This window comes from Oligoflexus sp., from assembly GCF_035638955.1.
Lineage (GTDB): Bacteria > Bdellovibrionota_B > Oligoflexia > Oligoflexales > Oligoflexaceae > Oligoflexus.
This window is the reverse complement of sequence record NZ_DASQYZ010000185.1, coordinates 1-9,351: the sequence shown is the minus strand read 5'-3', so window position 1 is coordinate 9,351 and position 9,351 is coordinate 1. Positions and strand designations below refer to the sequence as shown.

The following is a 9,351-nucleotide window of genomic DNA, read 5'->3' as shown; positions in this document are numbered from 1 at the left end:
GCATCGGCGTTCCAATCCATGGATTCACAAGTGCCTGGAGGTTAAACCCATACTAATTTACGGTCAACAAAAAACTTTCGAATCAATCTCCGATAATGGGAGATAGCTCAAGCTCAATTCCTCCCGGAGCTAAAGCACCGGGTAACCTTGATCTGAGGGGTGATGAAAAATTTCGTCGCCGTATTGGGCCTTCTGAGTCTTTCGAATGCTGCGCTGGCTGATAAAACATGCTGGGACGGGACTTTCGGCTATAACTATGCCCGTGCCGTGGAAACCAAGGACACCTTGGAGATCAGCATCACCGGCAGTAACCTGGAGCTGCCGCCGCTGTCTGTGACTCACGGCAGCACGCTGGTTTTTAACAGCTTCGCTCTGAACACGCCACAACTGCATTTGGTCATTCCCAGGTCGGCGGTCAAGTCCTCCAAAGGAACTCTGACGGCGAACATTCATGCAGCAGCCGACGACATCATGTCTCAACGCACGCCTTCCCTTTGGGTGGAACATCATGTTCAGGATCTGAATGAGTACAAGACTGTGTTGAGTCCCGTGCCTCTGCTGGGATTTAAAGCTGCAGTCGCGGAAGACGCCATCACACTCGATATCACCCAGCTTTGGGGCTATACCGACGAGGGTCAGAATCTGCGGTCCCGCATCGAAGTGCCTTGTATGAACGACAACGCTCCCGACAGTCTTCGCGTGCCGGATCGACTCAAAAAATTTCTGACTCCCTCGAATCCAACGGCCAGGTAAATCAATCGTCGTAGGCAAGAGTTCCGTAGCGCGGTACGCTTGCCTCGACATAAGGCCAACCATCCTGCCAGCTGAGTGGTGTCAAGGTTAGAGATCGGGCATCCCAGCTATGAAAGGCGTGATGCAGGAATACAAAATTCTTGGAATTTCCGACATTCAACACGGAACCATGTCCGGGCGCGCGGAATATATCATCACCAACCAGAAAGGGACTGGGCTTTTTCTCAAATGGCCCTAAAGGCGAACGGGCGCGAGCAATGCCATTTTTATAGTCAACCCCGTAAGCGGAAGCACTGTAAAACAGGTAAATCCATTCATTCCTTCGAATAAGCCAGGGCGCTTCAATAAGATTATTCTCCCAAGCCAGATCACTGGACAGAACCACCTGCGGCTGGGATCCAGCTTTAAACGTGAGACCATCCGCTTCGAGCTCCTGGGCCATAATATTGGTTGTGCCCCCGCAGCAGTTGCCATCCGTTTTCCAATAGAGATAGAGCCGGCCGTTGTCGCTCAAAAGCGTGGGATCGATTGTTCCATATTCGCCTGCGGGAACCAAAGGCTGGTCGAGATGATGATAAGGACCAAGGATATGATCCGACCAGGCCGTTCCTATGGCCAAGGGATCGGGACGTTTGGCGTCAGGCGCGTGGGCGGAAGCGGTATAATAAGCCACATAACGATTGCCAATCTTATGAATCTCAGGCGCCCAGTTGCGAAAACCATCCGGTGCCCAGGCGGGTTTTCCCTCGGGCATCAGTTCGGCCCCGGTCGGCTGCCAATGAATAAGATTGGTCGAGCGTTTGATAGGAAACGTGCCGCCTGTGGAGACAAGGTAATAAATGATCCGATTTTCGGCCTTATCCTTGACAGCTAAAATGCCAGGATCGGGCCAGTCGGCTTGGACGAGAGGGTTTGTAAAATAGCCGACAGGCCTCTCATGCGCTGCACGTTGGAACGACGTCACACATCCGAAAGGGGCAAGACAGACAAAAATGGATAATAAGGATCGAACAAGGCGCCTCGTTTGCAGCATAGGCCCACCTCAAAATATTCCAGCTGATTGGCGGCTCGAGCATAGCAATAAATATGTAGCAAGGCCTAGAGATTTTTGAGTGATCCCCTATGGACCGTTAACAAAGCCAGTTTTTTATAGGGAGCGAGAGGCCCAGACCACCTAGTGCCTGGTTATCTTTGATCCAGGAGCCGGCCGTATGACTTGAGGAACCTTGGCATCAAACGGCTTGATGCCCATGCTGCGATACAGAAGGTCGGGTCTCATCACCTTCTCCTGGCTGATCACGAGTGAAACCTTGCGCAGATCACCGATATCCCGAGTCGGGTCGCCGTCAATCAAAACAAGGTCAGCACGCTTCCCAGGAGCAATGACGCCTCTGTCTTCAGCGCGGCTGTAGATGGCGCCATTTCTTGTCGCGATCTGCAGGGCCTGCGCTGGCGTGAGGCCGGCTTTGACATAAAGTTCCAATTCACTTTGCAAAGTGAATCCAGCGATGCCGTCCGTTCCGGCCACCACAGGAATGCCGGCTTTGTACATGCGAGCGACAAAATCCAGCATCTTTTGAAATGATTTTTCATAACGGGCGGCCACCTGATCATCCGGAATTTTCATATCGGCCTGCCGAAAGTTTCGCTGCACGTCAGCCGGTAAATGATCAAAAACCGCGCTATAAGGTTCTGGGACAGTTCCCTCGCGGTGTCGGATGAAGTCGAAGGCCGTCAAAGTAGGATCAATGACCGTCTTCCGCATCTTCAGGAGCGCGATGAAGTCCTGGACTGCTTTGGAATCAAGGTCAAGATCAGCGGCCTTTTCCGCGACAAGGTAGAAACGATCCAGAGTCCGGGTGTCCGTGTCGGGCTTGACGAAAAAGTTCAGCATCAGCTGATTGATATGCTGAATTTCATCGAAACCCTGCTCGACGACCTCACTGGCTTTCAAAAACGCAGGCACATGCCCGCTGACGCGCATGCCTCGGGAGTGCGCATAGGTCACGGTTTCACGCAGGATATCCTTGGGAAAGGAATTATAGATTTTCAGCTGGGGGTAGCCATTCTGGGCATACCAATCAATAGCCGCCTGTGCTTCTTTCAGAGTTTTGATTTGAAAACCCAGGCGCGCCGAATAAGGGCTCTCGCCTTCCAGAAAACCTGCGGGGATAATCTGGGGTGCGAGGATCTTTTGACTTTCGACATCCCCGATGAGCTGCTGCAGAGTTTCGTTGCTGTTGCCGAGGTCGCGCACCGTCGTCACCCCTGTGGCAAGGTGCAGACGTCCGTCCCACGGACCGATGTGAGCATGCATATCGAAGAGGCCAGGCAGCAAAACCTGACCAGCCGCATCGATCTGAACTGTGGATTCCTGAGCGACGGAACCGGCCGGCAGGACAGCCGTGATACGACCCTTTTTAAAATAGACATCCGACGGTGGAGTCAGCTCGGCCTTTTCACTGTCGAACACGCGCGCATTGCGAATGACGCTGAGCTCGACAAGTGGCTCGCTCAGCTGTTTGGAAAGCTGGGACAGAAACTTATGTTCGGCCGCATTTTGACGCCGCTCCAGTTGGGGAATAGCCGCGATCCAGTTATCGGGAACGAGTCGAAACTGTCCAGGATAAATGGACGCAAAAAGCCTCGGGTTCACCCCGGTTGTGGCCCAGACAAAGTTTGGTGCCAAACCCAGCCCTTCCAGCGCCAGAAGTTGGACGCGTTCTTTTCGAGTCCCAGCCTGCACTGTGAATTCATCCAACTTCGACTGCCGTAAGGTTCCCGATGGAATCAAAGGAAGGCCATTTTTGTAGCGTGCCAGCGCCGCGATCCAGGCTGAGGTCGACGCGAACGTGCTGCTGTTGGGCGCATAGAATGCGGGACCCTTGACCTGAAGATCGCCCGAATCGGCCATACTTTTCCACTGAGCCTTTGAACCTTGGCGGATAAAGTGCTCTTCGACCACGCTGCCGAATGTAGAAGTTCCTTTGACTTTATACTCCTGGAAGCTGCCATCAGCTGCCAGTTTGAACTCCTCGGCCAGATCGGGGCCGCGGCCGTTGTTTTTGTAGTGATAGGAAGTCCGTGTCCAACCATCATCCCCCTGATCCACCGTCATTTCTCCCGACTTCTTGTCGCCGTCGGAAATAATGGTGTACCTGAATTGTTCAGCGGCCAGTCCAGGTGTCGTGATGAAAAGTATGAGCAACGGTAGGAATGCCAGGCTTCTCTGCACGGGTGCCTCCTGCAGGTTTTGCGACAAAAAGTTATCGCAGCTTACCAGACAAGTTGGAGAGGTCAATTGTTGCAGAGGTTATCAGCGTGTTTGAGTCTTTCAGGGGGTCAGTCTGGGGTGGCACCGTAAAACCCCCGGGTTCTGATGGATCCGGGGATTTTCTTTTTTGAGCTTTTCGACCTAAGCGAGCACCTGCTGCTGGGTAATCCCTTGGACGATGAAGAGCTGCTCGGGCTCCGCGCCTTCGCTGTGGATGAGGTCGCGGGTCAGTTGGGCGACTTGGTCAGCCGCGGAATACATCACACAGTGCGCCTTGCCTGGAATAAGCTCAAGCCTGCTGTTGGGCAGCAGAGACGCAACTTTTTCCGCCCATGCCTGTGATACGGCAAGGTCCCGTGAACCTTGCACGACCAGAACTGGCGCCTGGATGTATGGCAGCTTCGTTTCGACTGGATCCCGGCAAATGCGCTGCAGCATGCGGAGCATCCGCAAAAAACCGGTTTGCGTATAATCCAGCATGTAGATCATCTGCATGGTCAGCGGTTCCAAGGGGAAATTGATCAGAAAACGACCAAACTGCCTGGGAAGGGTCCGCGACATGGGCTCAACGGAAGGGCAGGTCAGGACGAGCTTCCCAACACGCTTAGGATACCGATAAGCGAGCTCAACCGCGACCTGACTGCCCATCGAGTTGCCGACGAGGTGGGCGCGATCAATGCCATTGGCATCCATCCAGGACCGGATTGTTTCCGCCAGCTCCCCGACCCCGGGCGGATCCATGGGTTTCCCGCTCCATCCACATCCTGGGTAATCAGGTATGTAAACCATCGCCTGCTGGCTGAGGAGCTTGCCAAGCGGGATGAAGTAACGTCCGGACAGCCCGGCGCCGGCGAGCAGGATAAACGGGAGCTGATCTTTATGATGGTTGCCTTCGGGACGCAACAGACGCGAATAGACCTTCACTTGATGGACATCCGTTTCAAAGCCGTCGACCGCATTTTTCGGCAAGAGAGAAAGAAAGTCCCCGATGGCAGAACGAAATTCCTGGACTGCCTTGGCTATTGGGGAGCTTCGCCGCTTTTTGCCCATATTGGGGAAAAGAAAGCGGACGGCGAGAAGTCCAGCTGAACCAGCGACTCCGACCATTGCGACCTTACGCACGAGATTCCTGTTTTGCATTTGAGTTCTCCTAGGATTGTTAGGTTTTCGCAGCAACTTCGGACCCTTTAGGATGTCGCAGGCGTTGAATCGGCTTTGACGGCACCCCTTTGCCCCATAGGCTTGGCATGACCTTGAGTTGAATCCGCCGTGGTTTGGAGTTCGACCTCCGCGTTGAGTTCCACGCCGAGCAGCACAGCGTAGGAAACGATATAGAGCCAGAGCAAGAGGACGATCACACCGGCAAGGCTTCCATAGGTTTTGTTATAGCCACCGAATTTCTCGGCATAATAAGCGAAGCCGATGGAAGCCAGGAGAATGAGAAGAGTGGTGATCCCCGCGCCGATGGAAACCCATCTCCACTTCGGCTCGTCGCGAGAGGGTGCGTAGCGATTGAAGACAGCCAGCCCCGCCATGAAAAGAAAAAACAGAGCGGGCCAGCGCAGAATAAGAACGGTGCGGTTGAGGCCTCCCAATCCCATGAGATCCAAAACGTGAGGCAGAATTGCAATAGTACCGACAGCCATGGCCGTGGTAAGGACGGCACCTAAAGTCAGAAGGAGCGCCGCTCCATTGAATCGAATGAAGCTTCGCTTCTCTTTCTCATCATAGGCGATATTCATGGCCTCCATGAGAACCTTCGTGCCTTTGGAGCCGGTCCACAGAGCGAGCAGGATGCTGAAGATGGCACCAAGTCCGAGACTGTCCGAGGAGTTTTTGACAATAGCGCTGAGCTGGTCGCCAATGACACTTAACGCATCCTTTGGAATAAAGCGCGACATGGTTTCGATCTGACGCTGGACGTCGGCTGGATCCGCAAAGATTCCGTAGATTGACACAGTGGCGATCAGCAAAGGAAATATGGCAAACATCGCATAGTAGGCCACGGCGGCCGCAATTAATCCGATGCGATCGGCAGCGACTTCGTCCTTAACTCTCTTGAGTATTTCCTTCCAATCTTTCCAGGGCAGCTGGACAGGCGAGTCCGCATGGGGATAATTTTTCTGCTTGTCTTCATGAGGAGGCTGATCGCGGGAACCGGCTGGAAAAGGTGCTGTTTGATCCATCGACAGGCCCTTTATCAGGGGAGTTTATTGGCTGCAAATTTTCGTATGCTTGAGGTGTAGCCTGATCTGGCTCTCTCTCTTCATAAGCCATCAATTTTCACTCTTGCGATATTTATTCCAATATCGCTCCCCGTAATCGTGGTCATTACCCATGTCGCATGCAAAGCATAAATCGACAAACAGGCTTCATTCAGCCGCGATGCAGCCTTCTCCCAACGTTTCCGCCATGAATCAGTGGAGGAACTATTGGATACTGTGTTCAGTCAGGCGAGATCGATCCTGGTCCCAGACCCGCAAGAGCACCAACTCAATCTCTCCGTAGGTGACATAACCTTGAGCATAGGGGACACAATCCCGGCAGGGCCCGCAAATTGCAGCACAAGATTCACCAAAGTGAATGAAATGCAATTTGGAGAACATCATGAGCTTAGATTTACTCAAGACCCGCGGTGTACCGCTTGAATCGCAGGTCTTCACATGGAAAGAGCTGGTTCAAAATCCCATCAGCAAACTCAACGACGACGCGTTTACGCGCGTACGAGTTATTTTAATGACTCGGCGGAGAACCAGGTTCGCGACTATTATATGAACGTGGGGCCGACCTACCCCGATCCTATCGGTCGACAGCTGTATGCGGAGATCGCTTCGATTGAAGAGCAGCATGTGACCCATTACGAGTCCATGCTCGACCCCAATCAGACCCTGCTCGAGCAGTGGCTGCTGCATGAAGCCTGCGAAGTCTATAACTATTACAGCTGCGTTGAATCGGAGACCAATCCCAGAATCGCCAGCATCTGGCAGCGCATGCTCGATTATGAACTCGGTCAGCTGGCCTTCGTTGCCGAGTTGTTCAAGACGCATGAAAGGCGTGATCCCGCCGAAATCCTTCCAGAGACGCTGTCGGCACCGATACCTTACGCGCCGCAGCGGGAATTCATCCGCGACGTCCTTCGCAATGAGATCAATCTCAGAACCAATGGAACTGAATTTGTTCCACTCCACGAAGAGTCGGCGCTGTCGCTCAGGTACCGTGAGCAGGTTAATCGGGACGGCTCGCCATCGCAAGTCGTTGCCGCCGGCTACATTTTCATGCCCGGAACCGAGCTTGCCTATGGGCTCGACATCAAGCATCCGCATGTCGACGTCACGCAAACCCAGTCGACACAAGGAGCACTGCCATGAAGAATCCAACCGATCTTGGCTTCAATCGTACAGGCATCAGCACGTCGCCGCTCCTGACCAAGGAAATGCTCAGCGACATGATTCCACCGTCGTCACAGGGGGACTCGGGATCCTTGCTGAGTTACCGCGAAATTTTTCTTAGGGAGGCGGAGCCGATTGGGACTGTCCCGATTCCGACGGAAATCAAAGGCATGGCCAGCGCCGCCATACACGCTCTCAAAGGCGAGCGTATGCAGGTGCTGATCGATAAGCTCAGTGAACGGGCTTCCTTCGAACGGACGGGCGTTCGCCTCTATGATCTGCTCATCAACAAGTGCACCGAGCGCAACGCCGCTGCTGACGGTATATCACTGGACCAGATCCGGGCGATTCGGGACGACGAACTTCACCACTTCAGGCTGGTCGCCCAAACAATGCGGAAACTCGGAGCCGATCCGACAGCGATGAGCCCTTCGGCCGATGTTCACGCCGTCATGTCGATGGGCCCGCTCAAAGTGATCGCCGATCCGCGTACTTCGGTTCAACACTCGTTCCAAGCGATCCTCGTCGCCGAGCTGACCGACAATGCGGAGTGGCCCCTGCTGATTAAGCTCGCCGATTCGATGGGCATGAAGGAAGAGGTGACGGCATTCGAAGCCGCACAGGCTACAGAATTACGCCATCTTGCGGACATACGAGCGATCGTCCACAGGCTGACACTTAATGATGCGCAACTTCTCCATTGAAGTCTGGCGCCTCAACGTAACTCACTCAGCGGTTGGGTTGTTTGCCGGAAACGAATCCAGCGAACTCACATCGACTCATCCGCCCATCTTCTTTCAAGTTAATTTCCAGAGTTGAGAACTCCGCTTGTCTCTTCGGAAAGCCGCGGATGCATGGCAACGAAATGCTCAGCATTCATGGAAATCCTCTTCCTGCTTCATGTGGGCGAAAAATTGCAGTGAAAAAATCACCATGCAAAGGAGGATATATCATGCCAGCATTCCGAAAAATACCCATCATGGCCTGTCTTGTTTTTGGCCTCTCCAGTCCCTTGTTGGGTCAAACCCATAGCGACCCCACATCAGTCCCGGGCACCAATAATACAGGTGTTCCAAATACGAATACGACCATACCGAATACCAGCAATCCGATTTCCAGGACCAACCCGCCGTTGCCAGGCACGGTCAATCCTTTACCTGGGGCAACCGATCCGATTCCCACTCCTAATGGAACCCGACAGGCACCCACTGCCGAGGTGATCACCTGTCCGGCGAATCAGGAATTGGTCCAGCAGGGCAATCAGATGGTGTGTGTCCCACGCACCAATAACCTGGCGCCCAACGGAACCGGAACCAACGACCCGACCACTGCCCCGCGCACGCGATAAAGTCTGGTTGGAATAGGAATGCCAAGGCTGGGGCCCGAACCCGGCCTTTCATTGAAGAATACGATAGGAATCTTGAATATTACGTGTGCCATTCACTTCATGCACAAAACTGGCAAGCTCGTCCAACGATCCTGATGAAAGTGATGAATTCGATCAAACGTCCGGCGTACTCCAGCCATAAGCTTTCCCGAGTCGACGAGGAAGCAGAAATCTTTGGCTGGAGGTCAGAGGACCTGGCTATCTCCCATCATCGGAGATTCTTTGTTTTCCTCTTGCCAAATGCTTCTGGCATCCATACATTTGTTTGGCTGGAGGTTATGTTGGCAAGATCCACAACGAAAACCTTTGTGTTCGAGACAGAGATTGTTTCATCTCCGGATGACTTTCGTTCGCTTCGGCAGTCCGAGGAGCATGGAAGGAAGCTCTACAACGCGGTGCTGGGAAAACTGCTCAGCAGCCTGGCGCGGATGAAACAGAGTCGGGAATACAAGGTCACTGTTCTTCTGCCTAAAACTGATCCGAGGCGGAAGGCGGACTTCGCTCAGCTTCGTCTGGACCATGGTTTGAGTGAGTTTGCCGCTATTTCC

At 53.5% G+C, this 9,351-nt stretch carries 8 protein-coding genes and 1 pseudogene; 5 read left to right on the top strand and 4 right to left on the bottom strand.

All coding sequences use genetic code 11. The features are described 5' to 3' along the window. Positions 1-162 precede the first annotated feature (162 nt). Entirely contained in the window at positions 163-753 is a 591-nt protein-coding gene (locus tag VE954_RS17185) for a hypothetical protein (RefSeq protein ID WP_324954949.1), read from the top strand. 1 nt (position 754) lies between these two features. Here the strand turns inward: VE954_RS17185 and VE954_RS17180 are convergent, their stop codons facing one another. From VE954_RS17180 to VE954_RS17165, 4 genes are all read right to left on the bottom strand, one after another. Next, on the bottom strand, positions 755-1,786 hold the full coding sequence (locus tag VE954_RS17180; RefSeq protein WP_324954948.1) for a glycoside hydrolase family 43 protein: 1,032 nt from the start codon (positions 1,784-1,786) through the stop codon (positions 755-757). A gap of 141 nt (positions 1,787-1,927) precedes the next feature. Continuing rightward, positions 1,928-3,988, bottom strand: coding sequence for an amidohydrolase family protein (locus tag VE954_RS17175; protein ID WP_324954945.1), 2,061 nt, complete (start codon positions 3,986-3,988; stop codon positions 1,928-1,930). A gap of 180 nt (positions 3,989-4,168) precedes the next feature. After that, the gene (locus VE954_RS17170; RefSeq protein WP_324954943.1) at positions 4,169-5,167 is read right to left on the bottom strand and encodes an alpha/beta hydrolase; all 999 of its coding nucleotides are present in this window, start codon (positions 5,165-5,167) and stop codon (positions 4,169-4,171) included. A 47-nt stretch (positions 5,168-5,214) separates the two neighbouring features. Further along, positions 5,215-6,213, bottom strand: a complete 999-nt coding sequence (locus VE954_RS17165) for a YihY/virulence factor BrkB family protein (RefSeq protein WP_324954941.1) — start codon at positions 6,211-6,213, stop codon at positions 5,215-5,217. Between the two features lie 477 nt (positions 6,214-6,690). Between VE954_RS17165 and VE954_RS17160 the strand changes: the two genes are divergently transcribed. The 4 genes and pseudogenes from VE954_RS17160 to VE954_RS17145 form a co-directional block, all read left to right on the top strand. Continuing rightward, entirely contained in the window at positions 6,691-7,395 is a 705-nt protein-coding gene (locus VE954_RS17160) for a hypothetical protein (RefSeq protein ID WP_324954939.1), read from the top strand. Continuing rightward, a complete protein-coding gene (locus tag VE954_RS17155) occupies positions 7,392-8,120 on the top strand; it encodes a ferritin-like domain-containing protein (RefSeq protein WP_324954937.1) in 729 nt (242 codons plus the stop codon). The genes VE954_RS17160 and VE954_RS17155 overlap by 4 nt, the downstream gene beginning before the upstream one ends. A 248-nt stretch (positions 8,121-8,368) precedes the next feature. Then, entirely contained in the window at positions 8,369-8,764 is a 396-nt protein-coding gene (locus VE954_RS17150) for a hypothetical protein (protein WP_324954935.1), read from the top strand. 317 nt (positions 8,765-9,081) lie between these two features. Further along, positions 9,082-9,351, top strand: a pseudogene (locus VE954_RS17145) (hypothetical protein); the annotation flags it as partial.

What these genes read in the sequence shown, in the direction of transcription:
- VE954_RS17185 (WP_324954949.1), top strand. Translation starts at nt 163, where the DNA reads ATGAAAAATTTCGTCGCCGTATTGGGCCTTCTGAGTCTTTCGAATGCT.
- VE954_RS17180 (WP_324954948.1), bottom strand. Translation starts at nt 1,786, where the DNA reads ATGCTGCAAACGAGGCGCCTTGTTCGATCCTTATTATCCATTTTTGTC.
- VE954_RS17170 (WP_324954943.1), bottom strand. Translation starts at nt 5,167, where the DNA reads ATGCAAAACAGGAATCTCGTGCGTAAGGTCGCAATGGTCGGAGTCGCT.
- VE954_RS17165 (WP_324954941.1), bottom strand. Translation starts at nt 6,213, where the DNA reads ATGGATCAAACAGCACCTTTTCCAGCCGGTTCCCGCGATCAGCCTCCT.
- VE954_RS17160 (WP_324954939.1), top strand. Translation starts at nt 6,691, where the DNA reads ATGGAAAGAGCTGGTTCAAAATCCCATCAGCAAACTCAACGACGACGC.
- VE954_RS17155 (WP_324954937.1), top strand. Translation starts at nt 7,392, where the DNA reads ATGAAGAATCCAACCGATCTTGGCTTCAATCGTACAGGCATCAGCACG.
- VE954_RS17150 (WP_324954935.1), top strand. Translation starts at nt 8,369, where the DNA reads ATGCCAGCATTCCGAAAAATACCCATCATGGCCTGTCTTGTTTTTGGC.